The organism is Dyella dinghuensis (assembly GCF_003977615.1).
Taxonomy (GTDB): domain Bacteria; phylum Pseudomonadota; class Gammaproteobacteria; order Xanthomonadales; family Rhodanobacteraceae; genus Dyella_B; species Dyella_B dinghuensis.
Window position 1 is genome coordinate 249,043 of sequence record NZ_RYZR01000008.1, and the last position, 26,756, is coordinate 275,798.

Consider the following 26,756-nt stretch of genomic DNA (forward strand, 5'->3'; position numbering starts at 1 on the left):
TCCGTGAACGCTTGCGTCATGCCGATGTATCGGCATGACGTATTGGCGATGCCGTAGCGATGCGCGACGGCAATCCACGCCACGCATCGATCACTTCGTCCGGCTTGATCGCATCGACACGCCGACTGCGCGGCGGACCGCCCAGCGCGTGCACAGCCTCGGGGAAACTTGCGCGCTGCATCCAATGGCTGGGCGCCACCGACCCGAACATTACGACCAGTGGGCAACCCATCGCAGCAGCCAGATGTGCGGGCCCCGTGTCGACGGAAATCATGCTGTGTGCGACAGCAAGCAACGCTCTCAACCGCGGTAGCGGCAAGTCTCTGGCGACGACTTCGACGTTCGGCTGCGCCATGTCGGTACGAATGCTTTCCAGATAGTTCGCTTCGGCAGGCGAACCGCACAGCAAAATGCGTGCATCCGGAAGCTTGGCTTGGATCGCAGCAACCACTTTCGCCCAATTCTCGATCGGCCACGACTTATCGTCGTCGCTTGCCTTGCGCACACCGTTCCAACGCATCGTGCGTTTGTTCGCAGGTTGCATCAACACGAGCGGATGACCGGCCAATCCGCGCGCTGCCAACCATCGATCGCAATCGGCACGCTCCTGCGCCGTGATCTCGAAGGCGGGCACGTGACTGCTCGTCGAATTCACGTGTTCGAATCGGTCGCGAAAAGCGGGCGGCGTGGCATCCGCCAGCGTCAGCAGGTGTTCGATCCAATGCCCCGCTTCGGGTAGCGGAATGTCATTGAGGAAAACGCAGTGGTCTTCCGGAATACCGGCGAGTTTCAGCAGCAGACGAATGCGCGCAAGCGAACCTGCCTGCGGCTCGCTGACATAGACGGGCACGTCGCGCATCCGTCGCAACGCACGCACGACGCGCCATTGTTCAGGACTGAGCGCAAACGGGCGATGATGCGACAGCAGGCTCATCACACGCGCCACATCCGGCTGATCGCGATAGAGCTCCAACGAGTGCTTGCCGATACCCAAAAGCTCGCAAGGCTCCCCGTAGCGCGCATGCAACCGGCGCAACAACGGTTGCAGCAGGATCATGTCGCCAACGCGACCGAAGCGAATCACAAGCGGGCGGATAGGTTTTGACATGTGAGACGCGAATCGGCGCTCTTGAGGTGGGTTACGGAAGTTGACCGCTTACTGTCCTACCGACCGCTTGCTTGAAACTTACCTCCCACGAGGAGTTTTAGCTATGACGCAGGGTGGCCGCGGATAGGCATGCTTGCATCTATCTATGGCAAACGACGCTTTTCCGCCGCGATTTCGTACGAAACGCCGCATTTCGCGACCATCCCTGGCTGACGACGCGTGCCGGACATGGGATGATCCGGCGCTATGAAACGACTTGTCCCCCTGCTCGCCCTCATCGCGCTCTGCGGCGCCGGTTTTTCATGTGCGCAAGCCGAGACGCCTGTCTACGGCTACAAAGTGCTGCACACCTATCCGCACGACACCGGTGCTTACACGGAAGGTTTTTTCTACCTCAACGGTTTCTTCTACGAAGGTACCGGCACAGTAGGACAGTCAACGGTGCGCAAGGTCGACATGAAGACCGGCGAGGTACTACAGCGTGCAATTCTGCCGCCGCCGGATTACGGCGAGGGCATCGTGGCGTGGAAAGACAAGCTGCTTGAGCTGACGTGGCAGTCGCACCACGGTTACATCTACGACCTGAAAACGTTCAAGCAACTTGGAACATTTGATTATCCAGGCGAAGGCTGGGCGCTCACGGAAGACGGCCATCATATTTTGATGAGCGATGGCACGCCGGCGATTCGCGTGATCGATCCCGATACGCTCAAGCAGATCGGCCAGATCAATGTCACTGACGATGGCACGCCCGTCACCAATCTCAATGAAATCGAATGGGTGAAAGGCCAGATTTACGCGAATGTCTGGCTGACCAATCGCATTGCGCGGATCGATCCGAAGACTGGCCATGTCGTGGGATGGATCGATTTGACGGGCCTCGCTCCGAAACCGGAAGACACGCCCGATCCGCAGAACGATGTGCTTAATGGCATTGCATATGATGCGAAGCGTGATCGATTGTTTGTTACCGGCAAGCGCTGGCCGATGATTTATGAGATTGAGCTTACGGCGCCGCAAGTGAGCAAGTGAGCAAGTGAGCAAGTGAGTTTTTGTGCGCCACGCCCTTGAGGGAAACGCGTAATAACCCTCACCGTCATTCCGGCGCAGGCCGGAATCCAGTGGCGAAAGAGCGTGTGGTACGGGGCGCGTCTGGAATCTGCGGTCACTGGATTCCGGCCTGCGCCGGAATGACGGTGAGGTTTTGTTTTTATGCTCACTCCGGGCGGAAGCGTCTCAAGCACTTGGTAGCAAAAACCTCAGCCGCGCAAACTCTGCCGAATCAACTCCGCAAGCTGCTCCACCGCCGGTGGAACATCCGCATCGCTGCGATAAAGTGCAAGACCAAGTTGAGGTAACGCAGGCAGATGGCTTCGCTGCGAGTCCACGACACGCACATCCCCGGGCAAGCCAAACGGCGTGCGCACACTGATGCCCAAACCGGCTTTGACCGCCGCCCACGTTCCAGCAAGGCTGGCACTGGTGAACGCAATACGCCACGGCACACCTGCACGATCAAGCGCGTTCGTCGCCGCAGAACGCATCAGACACGGCGCATCGAGAACAACGAGCGGCACAGGCTCGTTAGCTTCTCGCAGAATCTCCATCGACTCGTCAGCGGCAGCGATCCAGCACATCGGTAAGGTAAAGACATGCTCCATGTTCGGCGTATGGGTTTCCGTCTCCCACGCCAGCGCAAGATCGAGCCGCCCTGACTGCAACGATTGCAGCAACGCGTTGTTGCGCGCGATGTGCACTTCCACGCGCAGCTTCGGATGCGCGCGCTTGAAGCGGCCGAGCACCTCTGGCAGCACGTTTTCGCCGAAGTCTTCCTGCATACCCAGACGCACACGCCCTTCCAGTTGCACGCCGCGTACCGCCGTGGCGGCTTCGTCGTTGAGTTCGAGCAGGCGCCGCGCATAGCCGAGCAGCGTCTCGCCCGCTTCGGTCAGCACCATGCCGCGGCCGGATTTGCGCAATAGCGGCGTGCCGGCCTGATCTTCCAGCTTTTTCAGTTGTGCACTGACGGCCGAGGTGGAGCGTGCAAGGCGGTCGGCCGCCTTGGCGAAACTGCCCAAATCGATGCCGGTGACGAAGCTGCGCATGACGTCGAGATCGAAAGTAACGCGTTGCATGAAATTATCCCGTTTTTCAGGATCATTAATCCTATAAATCCCGATTTTCAACACTATGCTCGCGCGCTAAGGTGGCCTCGTCAACCCAAGGAACCGCCCATAGCCCGGGCCGCCCGGGTGGGGGCAACCAGGAGCAAGCGAGCCATGATCACCATGCAATACCGCATCGCCCTGCCGGCCGATTACGACATGGGCATCATCCGCCAGCGCATCGCAGACAAGGGCCATCTGCTGGACGATTTTCCGAATCTGGCCTTCAAGGCCTATCTCTACGCCGATCGCACCGCGGCTTATGCGCAAGGCCGGGAAAATCTGTACGCGCCGTTTTATCTGTGGCACAACACGCAAGGCATGAACGCTTTTCTCGGTAGCGCGGGGTTTTCCGGTGTCGTGGCCGCGTTCGGCCGTCCCGTGGTGCGTACGTGGTCGGTGTGGCGCGCCGATATCGCAGCCGATCTTTCCAGCGCCGAGCGTGCCACGCGTGAAATCGTGCCCATTGCGACTCACACATCGCTGGACATGTTGCGCGAGACAGAATGTGACAGCGCGCAAGACGATCTGGATCGTGGCGCGCTTGCGGCCATCAGCGCCTTCGATCCAACCGGATGGACGCTGCTTCGTTTCCGGCTATGGCGCGAATCCATCCAACGGCCGGTCGGCGACGACGTCGACGTCTATGAGATCGGCCACATCTCTCAGCCCGCGGCCAACGCGGCGCATGCTGCACTTATCAAGGAGCAAACCCATGCCTCTCGTTCGCATTGATCTACGCCGCGGCAAGTCGTCCGCTTATCTCAAGGCCGTGCGCAGCGGCATTTATGCCGCCATGGAGGAATCCTTCAACGTGCCGAAGAACGATCGCTTCATGCTGGTGCATCAGCACGACGCCGAAGAATTCGACTACGACCCGAACTACCTCGGCATCTCGCGCAGCGACGATCTGGTCATCGTCCAAATCGCCTGTAACAACACGCGCACCGTGGATCAGAAAAAGGCGTTTTACAAAGCCATTGTCGACAAGCTTGTAGCCGATCCTGGCCTGCGTCCCGAGGACGTCTTGATCAACCTGCTGGAAACAACCAAGGAAAACTGGTCGTTCGGCCACGGAATCATGACGTACGCGTAGTGCGCGAGTCGCTGGGGATCAGCGACCTTCGCCTTTCAGCCAGCGTGCGGCGTCGACCGCGAAATACGTCAGGATGGCGTCGGCACCAGCACGCTTGAAGGCGGTGAGCGATTCGAGCACGACAGCGCGCTCATCCAGCCAGCCGTTTTGCGCGGCGGCTTTCAGCATCGCGTATTCACCGCTGACCTGATACACGAACGTCGGCATGCCGAATGCATCTTTCACGCGGCGCAAAACATCCAGATACGGCATACCTGGTTTCACCATCACGACATCGGCGCCTTCGGCGATGTCCAGTTCCACTTCGCGCAACGCTTCATCGCTGCTGCCGACGTCCATCTGATACGTGTGCTTGTTGCCTTTGCCAAGATTGGCGGCAGAGCCCACCGCATCTCGAAAGGGACCGTAAAACGCGGAGGCATATTTCGCCGAATAGGCAAGGATGCGCGTATGAATGTGTCCCGCGTTTTCGAGCGCGTCGCGAATGGCGCCGATGCGTCCATCCATCATGTCCGATGGCGCCACGAAATCCATGCCCGCTTCCGCCTGCGCAAGCGACATTTTGATAAGTGCCTCGACGGTCGGCTCGTTCATCACGTAGCCGTGTTCGTCGATCAGGCCATCCTGTCCGTGCGTGGTGTACGGATCGAGCGCCACGTCGCCAATCAAACCCAGATCCGGATATTTCGCCTTCAGCGCACGCGTCGCACGTTGCATCAAACCCTGCGGATTCCACGCTTCTTTCGCATCTTCGCTTTTGACCGATGCATTCGGCGAAGGAAATAGCGCGAGCGCAGGAATACCCAAGCGCACGCATTCACCCGCGAGTTCAAGCAGACCATCGATGGACACACGCTCGACGCCCGGCATGGACGGCACCGGCTCGCGCTTGCCTTCGCCATCGATCACGAAGGCCACCATGATGAGATCGCTGGGCAGCAACGTGTTTTCACGCATCAGGGCGCGGGAGAAAGCATCGCGGCGCATACGGCGCATGCGGACGGCGGGAAAGTTCATACGTCGATCTCTGGGAATGCGTAAGTTCCCCTAGTTTAGCGCTGTGAACTGCCGCACGTTTGGACACCCTACCGCGACGCGGCGACTCAGGCCCTGAGATGCCGTTCGGGAACAATCCTCACCGTAGATAAACGGCGCGCCGCGCGTACGCAAGATCGACACATAGTGTGTGTCATGGTCGGGCGGTGCATGTCCCCCTCTCAGGAGTTGAACCATGAGTCATCCTGCGCGCACGCCGCACTGGACCACCCCCGATGGCATGAAATACCTCGGACCGCACGACAGTTCCGAGCCGATGGATGTGACGCTTGTCTTGCGACGACGCCAGGGTGACGCACCACCGCTCGCGTCATGGCCGCATCCCCCGCGTTGGCCGCGCGGCGAGTTCGGTGAGCATTACGGCGCCGCACCGGCGGATCTGGAAAGTCTCCGCCGTTTCGCGCGGGAACATGGCTTGTCCGAAGTCAGCAACGATCCGCATCGACGCGTTCTGAATGTGCGCGGCACACCCGCCGCGCTGGAAAAAGCATTTGGCGTGACGCTGGGCAAGTATCAATTCAATGGCATGGGGCCGTTCGTCGGTTGCGCCCACGCGCCTGCATTGCCTACCGAGGCGATTGCGGTGCTTGGCCTGGATCGCCGGCCCGTGGCAAAACCTCAATTCCGCAAACCCCTGGCGCAACCGAACAATACGTACACGCCGTTGCAAATCGGCCAGTTGTACAACTTTCCCGCCAATACCGATGGCACCGGTCAGGCGATCGGCATCATCGAGCTGGGCGGCGGTTACAGCACCAGCGATCTCAGCACGTATTTCAGCGGCCTGGGCATTACCAAGCCGCCACAGGTAACTTCCGTTTCGGTCGCCGGTGGCCAGAACACGCCGGGTGGCGATGCCGATGCCGAAGTCATGCTGGATATCGAAGTGGCCGGCGCGTTGGCACCCGGTGCGCACATCGTGGTGTATTTCACGGCGAATACGGATCAAGGTTTTTACGAAGCGATTTCGCAGGCGGCACACGACACGACGAATAAACCATCGGTCATCTCCATCAGCTGGGGCGGTCCGGAAGACAGTTGGACGAGTTCAGCGCGCGCTGCGATGGAAACGGCGATACAAGATGCTGCGGCATTGGGTGTAACCGTCATCGTTGCAGCCGGCGACAACGGTTCCACCGATGGCGAAACCGATGGCGCACCGCATGTCGACTTCCCCGCATCCAGCCCGTATTCGCTAGCGTGCGGCGGCACCACGCTGAGCAGCAGCGGCCAGACCATCAAAAGCGAAGTGGTGTGGAACGAGACGGCGAGCAACGAAGGCGCGACGGGTGGCGGTGTCAGCATCGAGTTCGATCTGCCGAGCTGGCAGGCGAATTCCAATGTGCCGAAGTCACCCAGCGGCAACGCCGGGCGCGGTGTTCCGGATGTGTCGGGCAACGCCGATCCGATGACCGGTTATGAGGTGCTGGTCGATGGGCAATCGCAAGTGATCGGTGGCACCAGTGCGGTCGCTCCGCTTTGGGCCGCGTTGATTGCGCGTCTCAACCAGAGCCTTGGCACACCCGTAGGCGACGTACACGCGGCGTTCTATCAGATCGGCGAATCGGCCTTCCGCGACATTACGCAGGGTAACAACGGCACCTACCAGGCCGGACCCGGGTGGGATGCCTGCACGGGATTGGGCAGCCCTAACGGTCAGGCGTTGTTGACTGCGCTCGCATCGCTCAAGACCACCTCCACACCTTCTTAATTCTCGGCGATTTATGGCCCTTTCCCTTGCGGGGGAAAGGGCCATGAGCTGACCGACTCCGGTCGGCAAACCGTCAAATGCTGGACGAATCGGGTCGCAACGGGCAGTCTTGTCAGGCTCGCTGTTTGGATTACCCATGGATCGCTCCGCCTCACACCCGACCCTGCTAGCCGACCTTGGCGGCACCAACGTCCGCTTCGCGCTTGCCGATACGACGTCCGCCACACCGCTGATGATGGACAGCGTCCGCCGCTACCGCGTGAAGGATTTCGACACGCTGGCCGACACCATCCGCCAGTACTTCACCGACACCGGCCACACCGCGTCGCACGCCATCATTGCGGCAGCTGGACGCATCGCCAACGGCGAAACGGTGCAGATCACCAACAATCCGTGGAATGTTTCTGCGCACGGATTGCAGGCCGAACTGGGGCTCGACGGCGCACGGCTGGTGAACGACTTCGCCGCACAAGGCATGTCGATTCCCTTGCTGCGCAAGGATCAACTGCAACCGGTCGGTCCCGACCTGTTGCCGGAGCACGATCAAAAATCGTCGCAGACTTTCGTGGTGATGGGTCCGGGTACCGGACTGGGCGTCGCCGGTTTGCTGCTGCGCTACGGGCACTGGATCGTGCTGGAAACCGAAGGTGGTCATGCGGGTTTCGCCGCGCACACCGCCGAAGATGTGGAAATTCTGCATCGGCTCAACGCGCGCTTCGGCCGCGTGTCGAATGAACGCATGATCTGCGGCAACGGCCTGGTGAATCTCTATCTCGCGCTGGCCGACATGGCCGGTCAGCGTGCCGAGGAATACACACCCGAAGACATCACCGCGCGCGCGATGGATGGCAGCGATCCGCTTTGCGTTCGCACGGTCGAAACGCTCGCCGGCATTTTCGGCAGCGTCGCGGGCGATCTCGTGCTAAGCCTTGGTGGTTGGGATGGCGTCTATCTCACCGGTGGCGTGCTGAAAATTCTGATGCCGTGGCTGCAGAACGGCGGTTTCCGCGAACGCTTCGAAGCCAAGGGACGCTTCCGCGATACGATGGAACGCGTGCCGACAATTGCCATCACGCATCCGGAACCCGGTTTGCTCGGCGCTGCAGCGTTGGCCGTGCTGGATTCGGGTAGAGCGCTGCCATCGCAGCATTGAGCAACCTCTGAGGCCACTCGCCATGCTGCGGCTTCGACGTAGAAGGTTATCTTCCTCGTTACGCTAACCTTACCGTCGCGTAGTTATCCAAAGACGGAACTATCCCATGCCACGCTCAAGCACCGCTTTTCTTTTCGATCTCGACGGCACCTTGATCGACAGCGTTTACCAGCACGTGCTGGCGTGGAAAGAATCGCTGGATCGCGAAGGCGTAGTGCTCCCCGTGTGGAGCATCCACCGCAAGATCGGCATGAGCGGCGGCCTGTTCACCAACATCCTGTTGCGCGAAACCGGACTGGACATCACCGAAGAACGCATTCAACGCCTGCAGCGATGGCACGCGGAAGCCTTCAATCGTCATCACACACAAGGCTCCGTGCGGCCGCTGCCCGGCGCACGCGAGTTGCTGGATTTCCTGACGCAGCAGGATATCCCCTGGGCCATCGCCACCAGCGGCCGCATGGTCACGGCGGCACATAATCTTGCAGCTTTGGGCGTGGATCCCAACAAGGTGCCGGTAGTGACGCGTGACATGGTTCGTCACGCCAAACCGGACCCTGATTTGTTCCTCGCTGCTGCAGAACGTCTGGGTGTCGACATTCATCAATCGCTGGTCATCGGCGACAGCATCTGGGACATGCTCGCCGCGCAACGTGCGCGAGCACTTGGCGTGGGCCTTCTTTCCGGCGGATATGGACAGGACGAACTGCAGCGCGCAGGTGCCTTCCGCGTGTATGACGATCCAGCAGATCTTTTACGGCACATCGACGAAATCGCCGCGCGCGACTGATCGTCGCTGTGCCGCTGTAAAACAGCTTTGCTAGGATAATCCGTACCGGGTGCCCGCCATCCGGCACAGGGATATTTGTTGTTCTGAGCCACCAAACAGGGGAAACATGCATGCGTTATATCGCACTGGCACTGCTTTGTGTCGCTGGTTTGTCGGCCTGCGGATCGCATCCGTTCAAGCCGCAGGAATACCCGCTGGACAAAACTCTGGTCTCCGCTTTTCCCACTAGCGGACCCGTAACAGTCGATAACAATCAACCCGCGACCGAACAGGTTATCGTTTCGTCTTATTCGGGCATCTCGCTGACATCGAGCTTGAGCGACATCACCGACGTCATGGTGAAGCAGACGCGCGAAGAGATTGGCAAGCACGGCAATGCGGGCAACACCACGCCCAAGACGCTTTCGCTGAAAGTGAATTCGCTGCGCAGCAACTACATTGCGTTCTTCTACAAGAGTACGATCGTATTCGACGTCACACTTGGCAACGGCCAGGTCATCGAAGAGACGGTGCATCACGCCAGCGGTTCCGTGGGCCAGGATCTTGACGGCTGCATTGCCGAGGGCGTCATGACCATGTTGAACGATCCGCGCGTGCGCAGCTATCTGGCGAGCTGATCATGGTGCGCACATCTCCGATCGCGGAGATGTGCGCGTTAGTGTGCGTGGGTGAGTGCACCTGGCAACTTAGCTGGGAGCGAGCAGCGCATCCAGATCGGATTGGTCGAAGCTGAGTTTTTCGCGCGTGCCGCCACCTTCCAGAACGGCTTCGGCAAGCTCGGCTTTGCGTGCTTTCAGTTCTTCGATTCGCTCTTCGACCGTGCCTGTTGTAATCAGGCGGAACACGAACACCGGCTTGTCCTGTCCGATGCGATGCGCACGATCGCTCGCCTGCGCTTCAGCCGCCGGATTCCACCATGGGTCGTAATGAATCACGGTGTCGGCTGCAGTGAGGTTAAGGCCCACACCGCCCGCTTTCAGCGAGAGCAGGAATAGCGGCACATCGCCTTCCTGGAAACGTTGCACGGGTTCCGCGCGATCACGCGTTTCACCGGTGAGCATGACGTAACGGATGCGGTGACGCTCCAGCTCATTGGCAATCAACTTGAGCATTTCCGTGAACTGCGAGAACAGCAGCACCTTGCGGCCTTCGGCGAGCAATGCAGGCAGCATGTCCATCAGCAATTCGAACTTGGCGGAATCGCGCACGCCGCGCGCAGCTTCCAGTTTGACCAGTCGCGGATCGCAGCAGACCTGGCGCAACTTTAGCAACGCATCGAGCACCACGATGCCACTGTGGGCGATACCGCGTTGTGCGATCACTTCGCGCAATTCGTCGGCGAGCGACAAACGCAGGCTTTCATACAGCTCGCGCTGGCGGCCATCCAGCACAACGCGACGCGTGATCTCCGTCTTGGCCGGCAGCTCGGACGCCACCTGCGATTTGGTACGGCGCAGAATGAACGGCGCCAGACGACGGTTCAGTCGCGCCTGACACTCTTCGTCGCGCTGCTTTTCAATCGGCACACGATAGTGACGACGAAATGCGCCTTCATCGCCAAGCAGACCGGGCACAGCGAGATCGACCTGCGACCACAGTTCGCCGAGATGATTTTCAAGTGGCGTGCCGGTCAGGCAGATGCAACGCGGTGCGCGCAGTGTCAGCACCGCGCGGCGTGCTTGCGTACGCGGATTTTTCACCTGCTGCGCTTCGTCCAGCACGATCAGCGAGAACGCTTGCTTGCGTAGCGTGACGACATCGCGTGGCAGCAGCGCGTAACTCGTGAGGATGATGTCCTGCACCGCGATTTGCGAAAAGTCACCGCTGCGTTGCGGACCATGCAACGCCAGTGTGCGCAACGACGGCGCGAAACGAGCAATTTCAGCCAGCCAGTTCGGAATCAGGCTGGTCGGCACGACGATGAGTGCCGGTTGCTGCAAATTCCCGCTGTCCTTCAGCGCCAGCAAATGCGTGATCAGCTGCAGCGTTTTGCCAAGACCCATATCGTCGGCCAGCACGCCGCCAACGCCGGCTTCGGCGAGCGCATTCAACCAGCGCAAGCCTTCGCGTTGATACGGGCGAAGTTCGACGGTGAGTCCTTCGGGAATGGCATCGCTCGCGCGCTCGGCTGCATCGCGCAGACGTGCGGTGAAACCGCGCAGTTGTTCCGGCGCCTGCAATTCGCCACCGCTTGGCAGCGCTTCGACGATTTCTTCGAGGCGTCCTGCCTGCACGCGCGGAAGATGCAGTTTCTTTTTCGGCTTTTCCAGGTATTCGGCGAGTGGCGCGAGCAACCCGCGCAATTCTTTCAATCGAACCGGCACGCGACGGCGTTCATCCACCGGCGCATACCACACAGCGTCTTCCGGCTCGTTCGGCGCGGGACTCAGATTGAGTTGATGCTCGGCAAGCGCTTGCGCCACGGCAGGCAACAGATTGCGTCGCTTGCCTTCGACCTCGATGCCGATTTCCAGATCGAACGCATGATCGTCCGCATCTTCGACGGCGTTGCCGTACCAGCGCACCGGGCCTTCCAAGACTTCGAAGGGAAAACTCGGCGCGTACTCGAGCGTAAAACCTTCGCCTTCAAGTTTCGGACGCAGTGCGAGCCAGCGCGCAGGCGTGTTGACTTCAAGCGCGCCCGCATGGCCTTTACCGGGAAACAGCCACGCATCTTCCGGCAACGTATCGGCGAGATCCCACGGCAGCCCTTCGGTATCGACACCCAGGGTGAGACCGGCGCGCTCAAGCTGTTCCATCGCGGACAGTTCTTCCGCGCGGCGACGCGTGATTTCCACCAACTGGCCATTGCGGATGCGCCGCACCAGCGGTTCGCCGCCGCGGCCAGGCAGGCGCTCGCCGGCGTAGTCGAAGGCCAATCGCGCATAGGCGAGCGGTGGCGTCCCCGCGGCCAGGCGCGCGTGACGCGTCAACGCGTGCAGGATCAATACAGGCTTGGGCGCAAGCTCGGCGCGGTGCAATTGATCGAACACTTGCGGCAGCGGAATACGATGCGCCAGCCGGCTCGATGGCAATGTGCGGCGCAGGCTGCGGCCGTATTCGTGTTTCAGCGCTGGCAGATCAAGCCAGTGCGTTTCTTCCGGATCGGCTTCGAGATGCCCCAGCTCTGCGCGTTCCGCATCCAGGTACCAAAGCCCGTCGACGCGCAGCAGGCGCTGGCTGTGGGGGAGTGCAGGCAGCAATTTCTGGCTGCCGTCGTTTTCCAGATGCCAATGCCAGTTGAGCTGATGCGATTTGCCGCGCGAGAGGCGCAAGCCCGCCAGGCCTCCCAGGAAGCACGGCGCGGTATCGAGCATTTCGGCGAGCAGCGAGTTGCCGACGTGCCCGGACAGCCGCGCGTAGCTGCGCGACTTCCGCAAGGTTTGCGGCAGGCCCAGCACGGCGGTCGCCAGCCGCTGCTCCAGCGACTGCAGCGTGGTGTGCGCGAGCATTTTGCTTTCGAGCGGCGTCGGCCGCGCGAAGCGTCCGTGTTCGGCGGGCGCCAGCAGCACCGGGGCGGCGTCCAGCCGCGCGTAAGGCACGCCTTCCTCCGGCATCACCTCGAAAAAGAAACCCAGCACGATGTGATCGTGCGTGACGGCAGCCGCGGGCTTGGCGAGCAGCTTGCGCCATACGCCGGGCAAGCTCTCTTCGCCGCGCTCATCTTCCTTCGAGGAAGGGTCGCCGTGGTGTTTCTCGTCCGGTACGTGCATGCGCATGCGATCCCTGGAGCGATCAAAACCTTGAGCTTAGCAGCGATTCGGGTTCTTTCCGCAACCGTTGGAATGAATCGACGGGAATGACCGCTCAAGTCGGCCCGAACAGGCCCTGCGGGTACTCCGGCTTCTGCTCGCGCGCCATCAAAGCCTTCAGTCCTTCGACCGGCGTGACCTCGCCGTGCAGCACGGCGCGCACACCTTTGCTGATCGGAAGATCGAGGCCGTGCTTGTCGGCAAGACGCACCACTTCGTCCACGGTGACGACGCTTTCGACCACCTGACCGATCTGCTTGACCGCATCGTCAATACCGATGCCGTGTCCTAACGCAATGCCGAGGCGGCGGTTGCGCGAGAGATCGCCGGTGCAGGTAAGCACGAGATCGCCCAGGCCCGACAGGCCCATCAGCGTCTCCGGCCGTGCACCGAGCGCCACACCTAAACGCAGCATCTCGTTCATGCCACGCGTAATGAGTCCGGCACGCGCGTTCAAACCCAGCTGCATACCGTCGGCGACGCCTGTCGCGACCGCCAGCACGTTCTTCATGGCACCACCGAGTTCCGCGCCCAGTACGTCCTTGCCGGTGTAGGCGCGGAAGTTCGGCGCGTGTAGCAGCTTGGCCAGTTGCTGGGCGAAGTCCTCGTTCTCCGAATGCACGGTGACGGCGCTGGGCATGCCGGAGGCGACTTCGCGTGCGAAGGACGGCCCGGTGATCACCGCCGCCGCGCGGTCCGGAAACTTCTCCGCGACCAGCTCATGCAGGAAACGGCCCGTGCCCGGCTCGAAGCCCTTGGTCGCCCACGCAATGTTCGCGGCAGGATCGAGCAGCGGCTTGATCTCGCTGAGCATTTCGGCGAACGCATGGCTGGGCACCACGATCAGGACGGTCGTGGCACCACGTAGCGCCGCGGCCAGATCGGGTTCGAAAACCAGGTTGGATGGCAGCTCGAGGTCCGGCAAATAGCGATGATTGCGGCGCGTGGCCGCCATCTCGGCAAGCGCAGCAGCGTCGCGCCCCCACAAACGGGTGGCGACGCCATTGCGCGCGGCGAGCGCGGCCAGTGCGGTTCCCCAGGAACCGGCACCCAGGACAGCCAGGATCGGCTGATCACTCATGAAGAGAGCCTGTGAGTAGGGTCTAGATGGATCAGCTGTTGAGCGTGGGAGCCTCGCCGCCGCCGGCCATGCGGCGTGCCTGCTCGGCGTAGAGGGCTTCGAAATTGATCGGCTGCAGCAAGAACGGCGGGAAGCCACCTTCCTGCACCAGCGTGGAGATTGTGTGGCGCGCGTACGGGAACAGCAGGTTCGGGCAGTAGCTGCCAATGATGCTGGCATGATCGGCCTCGCTGAAACCGGCGATGCCGAAGAGGCCCGCCTGATGAACTTCGGCCAGATAAGCCGTGCGCTCGTTCACCGTGCAGGTGAGGGTCAGGCTGAGCACCACTTCGTACATGTCGTTGCCCAGACCGGTCGCGCGCTGACTCAGATTCAGCTGAACCTGCGGGGCTTCGGTCAGTTCGGCCACGTCCTGGAAGATCTGCGGTGCGTTCGGGGCCTCGAAAGAGACGTCCTTCACGTAGATCTTCTGCAGCATTAGCTGTGGCTGGTTGGCGGGGCCGTTGGTCTGGCCGTTGGTGACTTCTGCCATGAGATTCCCTCAGTTCAAATGAGCAAGCGCGATGAGCGCAAAGGAGAGGATTGTTCCATACATCCCCGATTGCCGCCATGAGACACTTCCCTGCTCAAGCCCCTGAAAACGGTAACGCCGAGGGTGAATGCGCCTTTTTCGAAGCCGCGTGCCCAGAGGATGACGATCACCGCCGCCATCCGGGTGCCCATTGATCAAAGATTGCGCATCCACCTGTTTTTCTGAGAGAATGCACGGCTCGGCCATGCCGGCCCGACCTTTCGGGCACGTTCGCGACGCGATGCGAACCTCACGGCAAACCCCGGGAGCAACACCCTCCAGTATCGCGTGGCGCAAGGCGCCACTGGGCCGATGTCGCCCTGGCCAACGGGCGGTAAACAAAATTACGGAGGTCATCATGGCCCGTGTATGCCAAGTCACCGGAAAAGGTGTGCAGACCGGCAACAACGTCTCGCACGCTAACAACAAAACCCGTCGCCGCTGGTTGCCCAACCTGCATGAGCGTCGCTTCTGGGTCGCCAGCGAAAACCGCTGGGTGAAACTGCGCGTCTCCAACCAGGCGCTGCGCACCATCGACAAGAAAGGCATCGAGGCCGTGATCGCCGATCTGCGCGCCTGTGGCGAAAAGGTCTGAGGAGATAAGTCATGGCTAACAGCAAGCAAGACAAGATCCGTTTGATCTCGTCGGCCGGTACCGGCCACTTCTACACCACGCAGAAGAACAAGAAGAACACCCCGGACAAATTCGAATTCAAGAAATACGATCCGGTTGTGCGCAAGCATGTGATCTACAAGGAAGGCAAGATCAAGTAATTGATCGGCATTCCGAGTGTTACGAAAACCCGCCCATGTGGCGGGTTTTTTTTATTACTTCGCTTGCACCGATCTAGAACGGATCGATCGAATCATTTAAGAAGACGTAACGGCCGAGGCCTTCGGCCAAAAACCTACCAACGCTCCTGCAAAGCAAGCGGCCACCATCACTACAAACCAGTCAGAGAGAAACGAGACTGGAAGACCGATCAACACAGCGATGCCGGCCAACAACGCAAGCGCAAAGGGCCAGCCTCTGGCTGCCGCGCTGAGCAAGAAGCGCAGCGCGCCTATCAGCAGGCTGACACAGGCAATCAAAGTACATACGCCCTGCACTACCGTCATTTCACCCAGATTGATCGCTCGCAGCAGGAACGGCGCTCGATAACAGACGCCCGCTACGGAAATCAAACCGACGTATACCACCATCAAACGCACGACTTTCGAGAATGTCATCGTTGCCTCAGATAGATTCTGCGTAACAGAGAGTGTTCAAAAATCCACTGCGAAGTATTGCTCGACTCACAAAAAAGCCCGCCAATTTGGCGGGCTTTTGCATTCCGATCGTTGGCAGCAACGTATCAGGCGTTGCTGGCGACCACGGAGTAACTCTTCAGGCGCTGGGCGAATTCCTGCAGTGCGCGGATACCGCTCTGCTCGGCTTCCACCACCCACTGCTGCAAACCCTTCAACGCCTGTTCGGCGCCGCGTTGTTCCATCAGGTCAGCCAGACGATTGCGGAAATCGCACACGGTGCTGAGCGTCGGACGCTTGGCCAGTACCGCCTGCATGCGCTCGCGGCTTTCGCCATCCAGCCAGCGGCCGCCATCAGCCAGCGCACGACGCATACGGCGCGGCGTGGCTTTGATGCTTTCGCCCGCATGCTGCGCTTCGTCGCGCAGGGTCGGGACGATGACGTTGCGATAGAAGTCCGTCATCGCCTGGAAGCGATGCGTGAGCACGGCCTTCAGCGTTTCGGCATCCGGCAGATGCACATTCGGGCGAACATCCAGCGTCGGCGCTACACGCAACACCTTGGCAAGACCCACGGCGCGCAGCGCGCAGATCGCAGCCCAACCGATATCGAATTCCCACTTGCGCAGCGCGAACTTGGCCGAGCTCGGGAAAGCGTGATGATTGTTGTGCAGCTCTTCGCCGCCGATCCAGACGCCCCAGGGAACGAGGTTGGTCGCCGTGTCGGAGCTTTCGAAGTTGCGGTAGCCCCACCAGTGACCGACACCGTTGACGAAGCCGGCGGCCCAGAACGGAATCCATGCCATCTGCACGGCCCACACGGCGGCGCCGATGACACCGAACAATGCGAGGTTGATGATCAGCATCAACGTCGGACCCCAGTACGGATGTCCGCTGTACAGCTTGCGCTCGATCCAGTCGTCGGGCGTACCGCGGCCGTACTTTTCCAGATCTTCCTTCACTTCACTGGCGTTGCGATAAAGACCGACGCCATCCCAGAAGACCTTCTTCAGGCCGTAGATCTGGGGGCTGTGCGGATCTTCCTCGGTCTCCACCTTCGCGTGGTGCTTGCGGTGCACGGCGACCCACTCCTTGGTGACCATGCCCGTGGTGAGCCAGCCCCAGAAGCGGAAGAAATTCGCGATAAGCGGATGCAGATCGACACCGCGATGCGTCTGGCAGCGGTGCAGATAAAGCGTGACCGTGAAAATGGTGATCTGCGTCATCACCAGCAGGTAGACGACCATCGTCAACCAACCGGCATGGAGCAAGCCGCTGGAGAGAAAATTCAGCACAGCATCAAACATCTGGATATACCCGGGTACGTTGAAAAGGCAGTCTAGTGGAGGGCGTCCATACCCACCAGCACGGACCACAGCATGGTAAAGCCCCGCCGCTTGCACTTCCGTTAAAACACCGCTTCGTGACGGCGAACGGTTGTGTAACGTATGGGGTCACCCCGACAATCAAGCAATGAACGCGCCGAAACCTGCTTCACCTCACATATTGCAACTTGAAGAGGTCACCCGGCACCGCGCCGGACGTCCTGCCGTGAGCAACCTGAGCCTCCAGCTAGAGGCTGGACAGGTCCTGGGGCTGCTCGGCGTGAACGGCGCCGGCAAATCCACCACGCTGGCCATGATCGCAGGCGCGCTCACGCCCGACAGCGGCGTGATTCGCATTCAGGGAAATGACTTCCTTGAGCATCCCGAACTGGCCCGATCGGCCATCGGCTGGCTGCCCGAAGGTGCCCCTCTATGGCCAGAACTGACCGTGCGGGAACATCTGCTGGCGCATGGCCGGTTGCGCGGTTTGAAAGGCGCGAACCTGAATCAAGCATGTGACGCGATCATCCAGAAGCTCGAGTTGAACGATCTGCAGCGGCGCCTCGCCGGCGTGCTTTCACAAGGTCAGCGGCAGCGCTTGGGGCTTGCCTGTGCGCTGCTGCATCGCCCTGCTCTACTCGTGCTCGATGAACCAGCCAATGCGCTCGACCCCGTGCAGGTCGTCGCGTTGCGCAATCTGCTGCGCGAACTGGCGGCGAACGGAACCGCCGTGATTCTTTCCACACATCAGCTGACGGAAGTAACAGCGGTGTGCGATCGCGTTGCGATTCTGCATGAAGGACGGTTGCGCCACGACGCACCGCTGCATGCCGACCAACATGAAGTGCTGGAAAAAACGTTCTTCGACATCGCAATGGCCGGCAGGGCTCAAGCCGCATGACACTTTTCGCTGTGACGCGCCTGGAACTGCGCCGTCTTTTTGTGCGCCCGTTCGGCTGGGTGATCGCCGCGCTCGCGTTGGCGGAACTCGGCTGGCGCTTTGCGCTGCTGCTGCAATTCTTTCTGCTGAGCCAGGTGCAGCTTGCCAGTATTCCTGATGGCCCCGGCTACACAGACATTGTGCTGATACCGCTATTGAGCAGTTTTGCGCTGCCGTTCGCGCTGATCGAATTGGCCTTGTTGATCGTGCCACTGTTGACGATGTCGAGTCTGGCGTCTGAGCGCGCAGCGGGAACACTACCGTTGCTGTTCGCCAGCGGCTTGTCGGCTACGCGCATTTTGGTCGGCAAATATCTGGCGGTGCTTGTTTGGCTTGCGCTGTGGCTGGTGCTCGCGCTCGCTATTCCGGTGAGCCTCGCGCACGGCGCGACGCTTGACTGGGGCAAGCTCGCCGCTGCCACGCTCGGTACCTTTCTGGCGCTGGCCGTATTGGCTGCCATCGGCTTGGCGTGTTCTGCGTTTGCGCAACATGCCGCAGTCGCTGCCGTGGCAGCATTGATCATCAGTCTGACGCTGTACTGCATCAACCTCGGCGCACAACGTGCCGGCGTCGACAACGGCTTTATCAATTGGCTGGCGATGAGCACGCATCAGGACAACCTGATGCACGGCGTGGTTTCCAGTGCTGACATTGCGTGGTTCTTGCTGGCCATCGCCGTTGCGTTGGCATTGGGCATACGTCGCCTGGCGTCGGACAGGGAGCGCGGCTGATGAGCATGTCGTTAACCCGACGCTTGAATGGCTGGCTGTTTGCGCTGCTTGTGCTGATCGGTGCAGGGGCCGTCGGTTTTCTCACCTCGCGCCACGCCATCCTCAGCGACTGGACGTATCGCAGTCGTGCCAGCGTGCCGCCGGAAACACGCGCCATACTGGCGAAGCTCGACGGCCCGGTCGATATCGTCAGCTACGCCAGCCCGCAAGGTGATCTGCGCGAGAGCATCGCCACGGTGCTCAAACGCTACCAGCAGGTCAAACCCGATCTGCACTTAAGTTTTGTCGATCCGCAGCAAGATCCCGCCGCCATGCGCAACCTTGGCATTACTGTGGATGGCGAAATGATTTTGCATTACCGCGATCGCGAGCAGCGCCTCGAAGCCCTGACGGAACTCTCGCTCACCGACGCGTTTGAGCGCCTCGTTCGCGGCAGCGATCGCATCGTTGCGTTTGTCACAGGCGATGGCGAGCGGCGCGCCGATGGGCAGGCCAACGCCGATCTCGGCACGTTCATGTCGCAGCTTGAACATGGCGGCATGCGGGCGGTGCCGCTGAATTTCTCGCAAGTGACTAGCGTTCCCGATCACACCGACCTCGTTGTTTTGGCCAGTCCGCAGGCGGCGCTTTCGGCAGGCGCCGGCAAAGCACTCAGCGATTACATCGCCAACGGCGGAAACGTGCTGTGGCTCGCCGATCCGGGCAATCAGGATCCGAGCTTGCAGCCGCTCGCCGATACGCTTGGGATACGTGTGCTTCCCGGTGAAGTCATCGATGCATCGAACGCGGCACTCGGCCTGAAAGATCCGCGCATGATTGCACTGGGCGACTACCCACCAAGCACGATCACACGCGGCTTTACCTTGGCCACACTTTTTCCCGAAGTCGCGCCACTTGCACAAACGCGCAAGAGCGAATGGAAAATCGATCCGATTCTGCGCACCAGTCCGCAAGCGACGATGCAATCGCTGGACACCACATCGTCGTCGGTACCGCTGAAGGGGCCGCTCGACTTTGGCTTTGCGCTTAGCCGACTCTCACCGAGCCCGGCGAAAAGCGAACAGCGCGTTGTCGTCATCGGCAACGGCGATTTTCTCTCCAACAGTTTCCTCGGCAACGGTGGCAATCGCGCACTGGGCGAACGCATTTTCAATTGGCTGCTTGGCGACGATCAGCTGCTTAGCATGCCGCCGCGCGGCGCGCCGGATCGCGCCTTGAATGTGTCGCAGGCCAAGCTGGATATATTGAGCATCGGCTTCATTGTCGTGCTTCCGTTGTTGCTGTTGGTCATCGGCGGCCTGATCGCGTGGCGCCGACGTCGCGCATGAAGCGATCGACACGCCGGCTGATAGGTTTTGCTTTGGCGGTGGTCGTGCTGGCCGCTGTCGCATGGTGGCAAGTGCGCAGCGATCAACAGTCGGCGCCCGGCACGCTCACATCGCTAAAGCCCGATTCGATCACGCGCGTGAATCTGGAAGTGGGTAAGACCGCGACGGAACATTACGTCAAACGCGACAACCACTGGTGGCGCGCCGATCAGGCAGAACCCGAACGCGCCGACGATCTGCGTCTCGGCGAACTGGTGAACATCGCTGCTGCACCCGTGCAGAGTTGGCAACCGGCGACGACATACGATCTCTCCAAAATCGGCCTTTCGCCACCGCAAGCCCGGCTCGAAGTGGACGGCCAAACGATACTGTTCGGCGGCATGACAGCCATCGGCCAGGGCGCCTATGCGAAGGTTGGCGATCGCGTAGGCATCATCTCGCTGCGCTACATGCCGCGCTCCGCGCAAAGCAGCAACATCAAGGCGTTCTGAAGTGCCCGAGTTACCCGAAGTCGAAACCACGCGGCGCGGTATCGCACCGCATCTTGTCGGCCGGCGCGTCGTCAGCGTGACGCTTCGCCGCCCGGATCTGCGCTGGCCGATTCCACGCGAGATTTCCGAGCTTCTTCCCGGACAGCGCATCGATGCTATCGAGCGCCGGGCAAAGTATCTCTTGCTGGAAACGCAAGCAGGCAGCGCGATTCTGCATCTTGGGATGAGCGGCGTGTTGCGCGTGCTGCCGCCGGATATCGCGCCCGGCGCGCACGATCACGTGGATATACTTTTCGATGCTGCGAAAGGGAAACCCGCGCGCATCCTGCGCTTCACCGATCCACGCCGTTTCGGCTCTCTGCTTTGGCAGCCGCCCGGCACAACGCACGAGTTGCTAGCAGGACTCGGGCCTGAGCCGCTTACCGATGATTTTGACGGCGATCTGCTGTGGCAACGCTCGCGCGGCCGCAAGGCCGCAGTGAAACTTTTCCTGATGGACAACGCCAATGTTGTCGGCGTCGGCAACATCTACGCGAGCGAAGCCTTGTTTGCCGCCGGCATCGATCCACGCAAGCCGGCGGGATCCATCTCACGCGCGCGCTATCAACGGCTCGCTGCCGAAGTCAAACGCATCCTTGCGTGGGCCATCGAGCGCGGTGGCACCACGCTGCGCGACTTCCTCAATCCCGATGGCGCGCCGGGTTACTTCTTCCGCGAATTGTTCGTCTACGGGCGCGAAGGCGAGCCGTGCAAAGCCTGCGGCACGCCGATTCGTCAAAAAGTGATTGGCCAACGCTCGACGTTCTGGTGTCCCACCTGCCAGAAGTGAAAACGCCTCACACTTCGTCGGCACCAGGCCAATAAAATTCGACGTACGTGTTGTTGAAATGCGGATCGTCGTAACCGCCGCCGAGTTCGGCGATCAATCCGCCAACGATGCCATCGACTTCGAGCGGCTGCCCATCGGTGAAGTGCGCACCAAGCGCTTCCAATTCAGCGAGACGTTGGCAAAGCGCACCGGCGTGATCACCCTGTTCCACCGGCACGTTATGCACGCTGATGTCGGGGCGGCCGAATTTGCGCATACCACGCGTGTGAATCCAGATGCGGCGGGTATCTTCCTCCTGATCGCGCAGAATCAGCATGTGATTGCGCAGCGGCGCGCCGTCCTTGATCAGGTAGCGGTGACGCCATTCCTCAGCCGTAAACAGCGAGAGAATCTGCGGATCGACAATTGCCACGCCGCCGATGTCGAGCAAGCCGGCCAATACGCCGAACGTGTCGCGCAGATAACCCGTGTCGCGGCTGTCCTTGAAACGCCCGCGCACCACCAACACCTGCGGTGCTTTCGTCGCTGCTTCGAAAGCCTCGGGTGCATCGTTCTTGAACAAGTCGCCCAACGCGCCTTTCAGCGGATAGCCTTCCCAATCGCGCAACACGCTGTTGTGGTAGCTGTTGACTTCCATGCCTTCGGGCAAACCGTCGCTGCCATAGGGTTCGGACGGCACGCGAATCGGCTTGAAATCGCCGAACACGTAGAAATGCAGAATGATTTCCTCGTCGCTCGGCTGCCAGTGCGGGCGCTGCCACGCGGGGAAGTAAATCGGATTGCTCATGCGTAGTTCCTTGATATGCGGCGCTGATGCGGATCAGTGCTTGCCATCCAGCGGCAAACCCGGCTGTTGCAGTTCGATACGGCCGTGTCCCTGGGTAATTTTCTTGAACTCGGCGCGGCTTACCGAGACATAGCGCTCGTTGCCGCCAATCTCAACCTGCGGACCTTCGGTGATGGCGCGGCCTTGGTCATCCACGCGCACCACCATCGTGGCTTTGCGGCCGGTGTGGCAAATGGTCTTGATCTCCTCAAGACTGTCGGCCCACGCCAGCAGGTATTTGCTGCCCTCGAACAATTCACCGCGAAAGTCAGTACGAAGACCGTAGGCGAGCACGGGAATGTTGAGTTGATCGACCACGTCGCCGAGCTGCCAGACTTGCGCCTTGCTTAAGAACTGCGCCTCGTCGACGAATACGCAGTGCAATGCACCATGCTTGGCGATGTCTGCGTTCACCAGCGCCAGCAGATCTTCCTTGCCGGTAAAACGACGGGCCTGCGATTTCAACCCGATACGCGACGCGACCACGCCCTCACCGTAGCGATTGTCCAACGCAGGCGTGAGAATCAGCGTCCGCATGCCGCGCTCGAAGTAGTTGTAAGCGCTTTGCAGCAGGTTGGTGGTCTTTCCGGCATTCATTGCCGAGTAGTAGAAGTAGAGCTTGGCCATGCGGATCCGGGCTTGCGGGATGGCGCATGGTAACGCGAGGCGCTGCCACCTGGACGCCTTCCGCGCAAGCCTGCTCCCGTAACCGCCGGTTTGCTAGGATCGACCGCTACGCCGTATCCACCTCATCGAATTGCCTGCCGCATGCTGAACCCCCAACAATTGGCTGCCGTCGAACACGTCGAAAGCCCGCTGCTGGTGCTGGCTGGCGCCGGTTCCGGCAAGACCTCCGTGATCACGCAGAAAATCGCGCACCTAGTGCAGCGGCGAAAGCTGCCTGCGTCGAAGGTTGCGGCGATCACGTTTACCAACAAGGCGGCACGCGAAATGCGCGAGCGTGTGGGCAAACTGGTGAGCGCGGAGGATTCGCAGGCGCTGACCGTCTGCACGTTCCATGCGCTGGGTTTGAAATTCCTGCAGATCGAGCACGACCGCGCTGGCTTGCGTCGCGGCTTTTCCGTGCTCGATGCGGATGACACCGAGAACATCGTCAAGGAACTGGCGCCAAAGGGTGTCAAACCCGATGTGCTGTTCGGCTTGCGCAATCTGCTCAGCCGCGCGAAAAACAGTGGTCTGTCGCCGGAGGAAGCACTCGCTGCGGCACGCAGCCCGCGCGAACTCGAAGCGGCGACGATCTATGAGATGTACCAGCAACGCCTCGCCGCGTTCAATGCTGTCGATTTCGACGATCTGATTCGCCTGCCGCTGCGCACGCTCGAAAGTAACGAAGAGTGTCGCAATGCGTGGCGCGAACGTCTGCGTTATTTGCTGGTGGACGAATATCAGGACACCAACGATGCGCAGTATCGCTTGCTGAAAGCGCTCTCCGGCGATCGCGGCAATTTCACCTGCGTGGGCGACGATGACCAGTCGATCTATGCATGGCGCGGCGCCAATCCCGAAAATATCGACCAGCTCGGCAAAGACTGGCCGACGCTGCGCGTGATCAAGCTGGAACAGAACTACCGCTGCGGAAAACGCATTTTGCGCGCCGCGAATCAGCTGATCGCCAATAACCCGCATCTTCACACCAAGAAGTTATGGAGCGAGCATCCGGAAGGCGCGCCGATTCGCATCATCGAATGCAAGGAAGCGGAGCACGAGGCCGAACGCATCGCCGGCATGGCCGCCACGCTGGCGGAAAAGCACAAGGTGCGCTGGCACGACATCGCCATACTCTATCGCGGCAACTTTCAGGCGCGTCCGCTGGAGAAAGCGTTGCGCCTGGCGCGCGTGCCTTATCACCTGACCGGTTCGATGTCGTTTCTCGACCGCGCCGAAGTGAAAGACCTGCTTTGCTATCTGCGCCTGCTGACCAATCCCAGCGACGATGCCGCGTTCCTGCGCGTCGTGAATATACCCAAGCGCGAGATCGGCTCGACGACGCTGGAGAAACTCGGACAAATCGCGCAAACGCGACACTGCTCGCTGCTGGAAGCAACGCGCAGCGACAGCGTATTGAAGCAGCTCACTCCGCGTCCTGCCGCAGCGCTCGCATCGTTCTCCGATATTCTCGACGAACTGCGCAGCGCTTCGCTTCACGAAGGCGCCGCGGATCTGGTGGAACGCGTACTTACTCGCACAAATTACGCCGCACACGTAGCGGGAACGACGCCAGATCCCGCATTACGCGAGCGCCGCCTCGGCAACCTGCGCGAACTCGCCGACTGGTTCCGCGCCATGCAGCGCGGTGGCAGTGGTGCGGGCGATCTGGCATCGCAATTGGCGTTGCTGAATCATGCCGACCGCGATGAGCCCGGCAACGAAGTTCGCATGATGACGTTGCACGCCGCCAAAGGCCTGGAGTTCCGTTTCGTCTTCATCGTCGGCTGCGAAGAGGGCACGCTGCCGCACGAAGGCGCGATCGACGAAGGCCGCGCGGATGAAGAGCGCCGCCTGATGTACGTCGGCATCACACGTGCGAAAGAGTTGCTGACGCTTTCGTGGTCGTCGAAAACCAAGCGCTACGGCGAAGTGCATAACAATCAACCCAGTCGCTTCCTGCATGAATTGCCACAGGACGATCTGCACTGGGAAGGCAAAGACCCCGAGGCGGACAAGGAAGCCGTGCGCGAAACGGCGGAATCGCATATGGCGAAAATCGCGGCCATGCTTGCCGGCGGTTGAGGTGCATCATGACTGATCATTGTTTTTCGGACGAACAGCGCGAAGGGCTGTACCGCGCCATTCGCGAACGCCGCGATGTGCGCTCGCAATTCTTGCCCGATCCTATCGCGCCTGAAGTCCTTGCACGCTTGCTGCACGCCGCGCATCGCGCACCCTCGGTGGGCTTCATGCAACCGTGGGATTTTCTCGTGATCGACAGCATCGACATCAAGCGCGCGGTCAAGGCGCTTTACGATGACGCGAACGCCAGCGCAGCCGCCAACTATGCGGGCGATCGCGCAGCGCTCTATCGCCGGTTGAAGCTGGAAGGCATTGTCGACAGCCCCATCAACCTTTGCATCACCTGCGATCGCCTGCGCGGCGGCCCGCATGTGCTGGGTCGTAACACGATGCTGGAAACCGATCTATTCAGCACCTGCCTCGCCGTGCAGAACCTTTGGCTGGCGGCGCGCGCGGAAGGCATCGGCGTGGGTTGGGTGAGCATTGTCGATCCGGCGAAACTGGCACAGACGCTAGGTCTTCCCGAGCATGTGCAGCCCGTCGCCTATCTTTGTCTCGGCCACGTCAGTGAATTTCTGCCGCAGCCGGAACTGGAAATCGCCGGATGGCGTTCTCGCTTGCCGTTGGAGCAACTGCTTCACGGCAACACGTGGGATAACACCGTGAAAGACGACGCGTTACTGGACGCCGTGCGCAAGCCGTTCGATGCAAGCTGAGCGCACTCAGACCATCCCTTCGGTCTCAAGCTCGCTTTTCAGATACGCGTAGTAGATCGGCGCCGCGATCAATCCCGCGATACCGAACGCCGCTTCCATCAACAGCATCGCCACCAACAGTTCCCACGCACGTGCGCGAATCTGCGTCCCGATGATGCGTGCGTTGAGGAAGTATTCCAGCTTGTGGATCACGATCAGAAAACCGAGCGCTGCCACCGCGACCCAGATCGATATCGACAAACCGGCGATGGTGATGGCGGTATTGGAAATCAGATTGCCGATCACGGGCAGTAGACCGGCGACAAATGTGAGCACAGTGAGTGTCTTCGCAAGCGGCACGTGAATGCCCATCAGCGGCAGCACGCCAAGCAGGAAAACACCGGTCGCCAGCGTGTTGATCAGCGAGATCTTCACCTGCGCGAACACGACGTTGCGGAACGCCTCTGCCAGATGCTGACATCGCTCACCCAACGCAGCCGCCAGCGGGCCCACCTGATGCGGTGGGCGTTCGCGGTTGAGTGCTACCAGTGCACCAAGCACAAGGCCGACCAGGATGCGCACCACTACGCGCACCGTTTCTTTACCTACGTTCTGCAAACTCAATGCATGTTTGCGCGTGAGATCGAGCGCCATATCGCGCAATTCATCCACACTATCGGGCAACCAGCCGGACAGCGTTACGGGCAATTGCTCGCGCGCTTTTTCGACCATCGGCATCAGCTGCTGTTGCCAGAGCAGACTCGGGTCGCCGAATTCTTTCCGGAAAAAACCAATCGCCGCGATCACCAGCAAAATAATCACGCCGACCACAATGGTGCCCAGAAGGGTTACCACGACCAGTCGCGCACGTTCGCCGGAAATGCGCTGACCGAGCAGCGGCGTCATCGCATGGACCACCACGTAGACCAGCAAGCCGGCAAACAAGGCCGGAAGCAGATGCAGCAACAGCACCACCAGCAGCGCAATCGCCGCAAGGACGTAGCTGGTGATACGAATGGTGCGAGTGGATGCGGGAATGGCGGGCACGTGGCTAACCTTGGGGAGCAACCCGGATGGCGGCCAGTCTGTCATAAACTTGCTCCATGCTC

27 protein-coding genes are annotated in these 26,756 nt (G+C 60.6%); 16 read left to right on the top strand and 11 right to left on the bottom strand.

The annotated features are described in order from the left end of the window. Nucleotides 1–16 precede the first annotated feature (16 nt). Entirely contained in the window at nt 17–1,108 is a 1,092-nt protein-coding gene (locus EKH79_RS18150; RefSeq protein ID WP_126675260.1) for a glycosyltransferase family 9 protein, read from the bottom strand. Between the two features lie 246 nt (nt 1,109–1,354). Here EKH79_RS18150 and EKH79_RS18155 point away from each other — a divergent pair, with 246 nt between their 5' ends. Beyond that, nucleotides 1,355–2,140, top strand: a complete 786-nt coding sequence (locus tag EKH79_RS18155; RefSeq protein WP_126675261.1) for a glutaminyl-peptide cyclotransferase — start codon at nt 1,355–1,357, stop codon at nt 2,138–2,140. Nucleotides 2,141–2,367: 227 nt separating this feature from the next. Here the strand turns inward: EKH79_RS18155 and EKH79_RS18160 are convergent, their stop codons facing one another. Beyond that, nucleotides 2,368–3,243, bottom strand: coding sequence for a LysR substrate-binding domain-containing protein (locus tag EKH79_RS18160; RefSeq protein ID WP_126675262.1), 876 nt, complete (start codon nt 3,241–3,243; stop codon nt 2,368–2,370). Between the two features lie 144 nt (nt 3,244–3,387). Here EKH79_RS18160 and EKH79_RS18165 point away from each other — a divergent pair, with 144 nt between their 5' ends. After that, a complete protein-coding gene (locus EKH79_RS18165) occupies nt 3,388–4,008 on the top strand; it encodes a DUF4865 family protein (RefSeq protein WP_126675263.1) in 621 nt (206 codons plus the stop codon). Continuing rightward, nucleotides 3,989–4,369, top strand: coding sequence for a tautomerase family protein (locus EKH79_RS18170; protein ID WP_126675264.1), 381 nt, complete (start codon nt 3,989–3,991; stop codon nt 4,367–4,369). The genes EKH79_RS18165 and EKH79_RS18170 overlap by 20 nt, the downstream gene beginning before the upstream one ends. Nucleotides 4,370–4,387: 18 nt before the next feature. Here the strand turns inward: EKH79_RS18170 and hemB are convergent, their stop codons facing one another. Next, nucleotides 4,388–5,386: a porphobilinogen synthase gene (gene hemB / locus EKH79_RS18175; RefSeq protein WP_126675265.1), complete on the bottom strand. Its 999-nt coding sequence runs from the start codon at nt 5,384–5,386 to the stop codon at nt 4,388–4,390. Between the two features lie 214 nt (nt 5,387–5,600). Between hemB and EKH79_RS18180 the strand changes: the two genes are divergently transcribed. The 4 genes from EKH79_RS18180 to EKH79_RS18195 all read left to right on the top strand — a co-directional run bounded on the left by EKH79_RS18180 (nt 5,601) and on the right by EKH79_RS18195 (nt 9,696). Next, nucleotides 5,601–7,136 (top strand): S53 family peptidase, encoded by a 1,536-nt coding sequence (locus tag EKH79_RS18180; RefSeq protein WP_126675266.1) that lies wholly within the window; start codon nt 5,601–5,603, stop codon nt 7,134–7,136. 136 nt (nt 7,137–7,272) lie between these two features. Continuing rightward, on the top strand, nt 7,273–8,289 hold the full coding sequence (gene glk, locus EKH79_RS18185) for a glucokinase (protein WP_126675267.1): 1,017 nt from the start codon (nt 7,273–7,275) through the stop codon (nt 8,287–8,289). 106 nt (nt 8,290–8,395) lie between these two features. After that, a complete protein-coding gene (locus EKH79_RS18190; RefSeq protein ID WP_126675268.1) occupies nt 8,396–9,079 on the top strand; it encodes an HAD family hydrolase in 684 nt (227 codons plus the stop codon). Nucleotides 9,080–9,189: 110 nt separating this feature from the next. Further along, complete coding sequence (locus EKH79_RS18195) at nt 9,190–9,696, top strand: hypothetical protein (protein ID WP_126675269.1); 507 nt, start codon at nt 9,190–9,192, stop codon at nt 9,694–9,696. 69 nt (nt 9,697–9,765) lie between these two features. Here the strand turns inward: EKH79_RS18195 and EKH79_RS18200 are convergent, their stop codons facing one another. From EKH79_RS18200 to secB, 3 genes are all read right to left on the bottom strand, one after another. Continuing rightward, entirely contained in the window at nt 9,766–12,792 is a 3,027-nt protein-coding gene (locus tag EKH79_RS18200) for a DEAD/DEAH box helicase (protein ID WP_126675270.1), read from the bottom strand. A gap of 94 nt (nt 12,793–12,886) precedes the next feature. Continuing rightward, entirely contained in the window at nt 12,887–13,912 is a 1,026-nt protein-coding gene (locus EKH79_RS18205; protein WP_126675271.1) for an NAD(P)H-dependent glycerol-3-phosphate dehydrogenase, read from the bottom strand. 31 nt (nt 13,913–13,943) lie between these two features. Then, nucleotides 13,944–14,444, bottom strand: coding sequence for a protein-export chaperone SecB (gene secB / locus EKH79_RS18210; RefSeq protein WP_126675272.1), 501 nt, complete (start codon nt 14,442–14,444; stop codon nt 13,944–13,946). A gap of 397 nt (nt 14,445–14,841) precedes the next feature. On the opposite strand from secB, the gene rpmB reads away from it, so the two are divergent. Beyond that, nucleotides 14,842–15,078, top strand: coding sequence for a 50S ribosomal protein L28 (gene rpmB, locus EKH79_RS18215; RefSeq protein ID WP_126675273.1), 237 nt, complete (start codon nt 14,842–14,844; stop codon nt 15,076–15,078). 11 nt (nt 15,079–15,089) lie between these two features. Then, on the top strand, nt 15,090–15,257 hold the full coding sequence (gene rpmG / locus EKH79_RS18220) for a 50S ribosomal protein L33 (RefSeq protein ID WP_126675274.1): 168 nt from the start codon (nt 15,090–15,092) through the stop codon (nt 15,255–15,257). A 96-nt stretch (nt 15,258–15,353) separates the two neighbouring features. Here the strand turns inward: rpmG and EKH79_RS18225 are convergent, their stop codons facing one another. After that, nucleotides 15,354–15,713 (bottom strand): hypothetical protein, encoded by a 360-nt coding sequence (locus EKH79_RS18225; protein ID WP_126675275.1) that lies wholly within the window; start codon nt 15,711–15,713, stop codon nt 15,354–15,356. A 125-nt stretch (nt 15,714–15,838) separates the two neighbouring features. Then, on the bottom strand, nt 15,839–17,038 hold the full coding sequence (locus tag EKH79_RS18230; protein WP_126675276.1) for a DesA family fatty acid desaturase: 1,200 nt from the start codon (nt 17,036–17,038) through the stop codon (nt 15,839–15,841). Between the two features lie 166 nt (nt 17,039–17,204). Here EKH79_RS18230 and EKH79_RS18235 point away from each other — a divergent pair, with 166 nt between their 5' ends. The 5 genes from EKH79_RS18235 to mutM are packed head-to-tail and all read left to right on the top strand — an operon-like array spanning nt 17,205 to nt 21,375. Further along, nucleotides 17,205–17,957 (top strand): ABC transporter ATP-binding protein, encoded by a 753-nt coding sequence (locus EKH79_RS18235; RefSeq protein WP_126675277.1) that lies wholly within the window; start codon nt 17,205–17,207, stop codon nt 17,955–17,957. Then, nucleotides 17,954–18,727, top strand: coding sequence for an ABC transporter permease (locus tag EKH79_RS18240; RefSeq protein WP_126675278.1), 774 nt, complete (start codon nt 17,954–17,956; stop codon nt 18,725–18,727). The genes EKH79_RS18235 and EKH79_RS18240 overlap by 4 nt, the downstream gene beginning before the upstream one ends. Continuing rightward, nucleotides 18,727–20,055, top strand: coding sequence for a GldG family protein (locus tag EKH79_RS18245; RefSeq protein WP_126675279.1), 1,329 nt, complete (start codon nt 18,727–18,729; stop codon nt 20,053–20,055). The genes EKH79_RS18240 and EKH79_RS18245 overlap by 1 nt, the downstream gene beginning before the upstream one ends. Next, entirely contained in the window at nt 20,052–20,546 is a 495-nt protein-coding gene (locus EKH79_RS18250; protein ID WP_126675280.1) for a hypothetical protein, read from the top strand. The genes EKH79_RS18245 and EKH79_RS18250 overlap by 4 nt, the downstream gene beginning before the upstream one ends. Nucleotide 20,547: 1 nt before the next feature. After that, nucleotides 20,548–21,375, top strand: a complete 828-nt coding sequence (mutM, locus tag EKH79_RS18255; protein WP_126675281.1) for a bifunctional DNA-formamidopyrimidine glycosylase/DNA-(apurinic or apyrimidinic site) lyase — start codon at nt 20,548–20,550, stop codon at nt 21,373–21,375. Nucleotides 21,376–21,382: 7 nt separating this feature from the next. On the opposite strand, the gene EKH79_RS18260 is transcribed toward mutM, so the two are convergent. Together EKH79_RS18260 and EKH79_RS18265 are read right to left on the bottom strand one after the other, a co-directional pair. Further along, nucleotides 21,383–22,162 carry a hypothetical protein gene (locus EKH79_RS18260; RefSeq protein WP_126675282.1) on the bottom strand — a complete coding sequence of 260 codons (780 nt, stop codon included), beginning with the start codon at nt 22,160–22,162 and terminating at the stop codon, nt 21,383–21,385. Nucleotides 22,163–22,195: 33 nt separating this feature from the next. Further along, nucleotides 22,196–22,828, bottom strand: a complete 633-nt coding sequence (locus EKH79_RS18265) for a thymidine kinase (protein WP_126675283.1) — start codon at nt 22,826–22,828, stop codon at nt 22,196–22,198. A gap of 141 nt (nt 22,829–22,969) precedes the next feature. Between EKH79_RS18265 and EKH79_RS18270 the strand changes: the two genes are divergently transcribed. Both EKH79_RS18270 and bluB read left to right on the top strand, forming a co-directional pair. Continuing rightward, complete coding sequence (locus EKH79_RS18270; RefSeq protein WP_126675284.1) at nt 22,970–24,952, top strand: UvrD-helicase domain-containing protein; 1,983 nt, start codon at nt 22,970–22,972, stop codon at nt 24,950–24,952. An 8-nt stretch (nt 24,953–24,960) separates the two neighbouring features. After that, nucleotides 24,961–25,668, top strand: a complete 708-nt coding sequence (gene bluB / locus EKH79_RS18275) for a 5,6-dimethylbenzimidazole synthase (protein WP_126675285.1) — start codon at nt 24,961–24,963, stop codon at nt 25,666–25,668. Nucleotides 25,669–25,674: 6 nt separating this feature from the next. Here the strand turns inward: bluB and EKH79_RS18280 are convergent, their stop codons facing one another. After that, the gene (locus EKH79_RS18280) at nt 25,675–26,739 is read right to left on the bottom strand and encodes an AI-2E family transporter (protein WP_126675286.1); all 1,065 of its coding nucleotides are present in this window, start codon (nt 26,737–26,739) and stop codon (nt 25,675–25,677) included. Nucleotides 26,740–26,756: the final 17 nt, after the last annotated feature.

Coding starts and splice junctions, on each gene's coding strand:
- EKH79_RS18150 (WP_126675260.1), bottom strand. CDS start 1,108: ATGTCAAAACCTATCCGCCCGCTTGTGATTCGCTTCGGTCGCGTTGGC.
- EKH79_RS18155 (WP_126675261.1), top strand. CDS start 1,355: ATGAAACGACTTGTCCCCCTGCTCGCCCTCATCGCGCTCTGCGGCGCC.
- EKH79_RS18160 (WP_126675262.1), bottom strand. CDS start 3,243: ATGCAACGCGTTACTTTCGATCTCGACGTCATGCGCAGCTTCGTCACC.
- EKH79_RS18165 (WP_126675263.1), top strand. CDS start 3,388: ATGATCACCATGCAATACCGCATCGCCCTGCCGGCCGATTACGACATG.
- EKH79_RS18170 (WP_126675264.1), top strand. CDS start 3,989: ATGCCTCTCGTTCGCATTGATCTACGCCGCGGCAAGTCGTCCGCTTAT.
- hemB (WP_126675265.1), bottom strand. CDS start 5,386: ATGAACTTTCCCGCCGTCCGCATGCGCCGTATGCGCCGCGATGCTTTC.
- EKH79_RS18180 (WP_126675266.1), top strand. CDS start 5,601: ATGAGTCATCCTGCGCGCACGCCGCACTGGACCACCCCCGATGGCATG.
- glk (WP_126675267.1), top strand. CDS start 7,273: ATGGATCGCTCCGCCTCACACCCGACCCTGCTAGCCGACCTTGGCGGC.
- EKH79_RS18190 (WP_126675268.1), top strand. CDS start 8,396: ATGCCACGCTCAAGCACCGCTTTTCTTTTCGATCTCGACGGCACCTTG.
- EKH79_RS18195 (WP_126675269.1), top strand. CDS start 9,190: ATGCGTTATATCGCACTGGCACTGCTTTGTGTCGCTGGTTTGTCGGCC.
- EKH79_RS18200 (WP_126675270.1), bottom strand. CDS start 12,792: ATGCACGTACCGGACGAGAAACACCACGGCGACCCTTCCTCGAAGGAA.
- EKH79_RS18205 (WP_126675271.1), bottom strand. CDS start 13,912: ATGAGTGATCAGCCGATCCTGGCTGTCCTGGGTGCCGGTTCCTGGGGA.
- secB (WP_126675272.1), bottom strand. CDS start 14,444: ATGGCAGAAGTCACCAACGGCCAGACCAACGGCCCCGCCAACCAGCCA.
- rpmB (WP_126675273.1), top strand. CDS start 14,842: ATGGCCCGTGTATGCCAAGTCACCGGAAAAGGTGTGCAGACCGGCAAC.
- rpmG (WP_126675274.1), top strand. CDS start 15,090: ATGGCTAACAGCAAGCAAGACAAGATCCGTTTGATCTCGTCGGCCGGT.
- EKH79_RS18225 (WP_126675275.1), bottom strand. CDS start 15,713: ATGACATTCTCGAAAGTCGTGCGTTTGATGGTGGTATACGTCGGTTTG.
- EKH79_RS18230 (WP_126675276.1), bottom strand. CDS start 17,038: ATGTTTGATGCTGTGCTGAATTTTCTCTCCAGCGGCTTGCTCCATGCC.
- EKH79_RS18235 (WP_126675277.1), top strand. CDS start 17,205: ATGAACGCGCCGAAACCTGCTTCACCTCACATATTGCAACTTGAAGAG.
- EKH79_RS18240 (WP_126675278.1), top strand. CDS start 17,954: ATGACACTTTTCGCTGTGACGCGCCTGGAACTGCGCCGTCTTTTTGTG.
- EKH79_RS18245 (WP_126675279.1), top strand. CDS start 18,727: ATGAGCATGTCGTTAACCCGACGCTTGAATGGCTGGCTGTTTGCGCTG.
- EKH79_RS18250 (WP_126675280.1), top strand. CDS start 20,052: ATGAAGCGATCGACACGCCGGCTGATAGGTTTTGCTTTGGCGGTGGTC.
- EKH79_RS18260 (WP_126675282.1), bottom strand. CDS start 22,162: ATGAGCAATCCGATTTACTTCCCCGCGTGGCAGCGCCCGCACTGGCAG.
- EKH79_RS18265 (WP_126675283.1), bottom strand. CDS start 22,828: ATGGCCAAGCTCTACTTCTACTACTCGGCAATGAATGCCGGAAAGACC.
- EKH79_RS18270 (WP_126675284.1), top strand. CDS start 22,970: ATGCTGAACCCCCAACAATTGGCTGCCGTCGAACACGTCGAAAGCCCG.
- bluB (WP_126675285.1), top strand. CDS start 24,961: ATGACTGATCATTGTTTTTCGGACGAACAGCGCGAAGGGCTGTACCGC.
- EKH79_RS18280 (WP_126675286.1), bottom strand. CDS start 26,739: ATGACAGACTGGCCGCCATCCGGGTTGCTCCCCAAGGTTAGCCACGTG.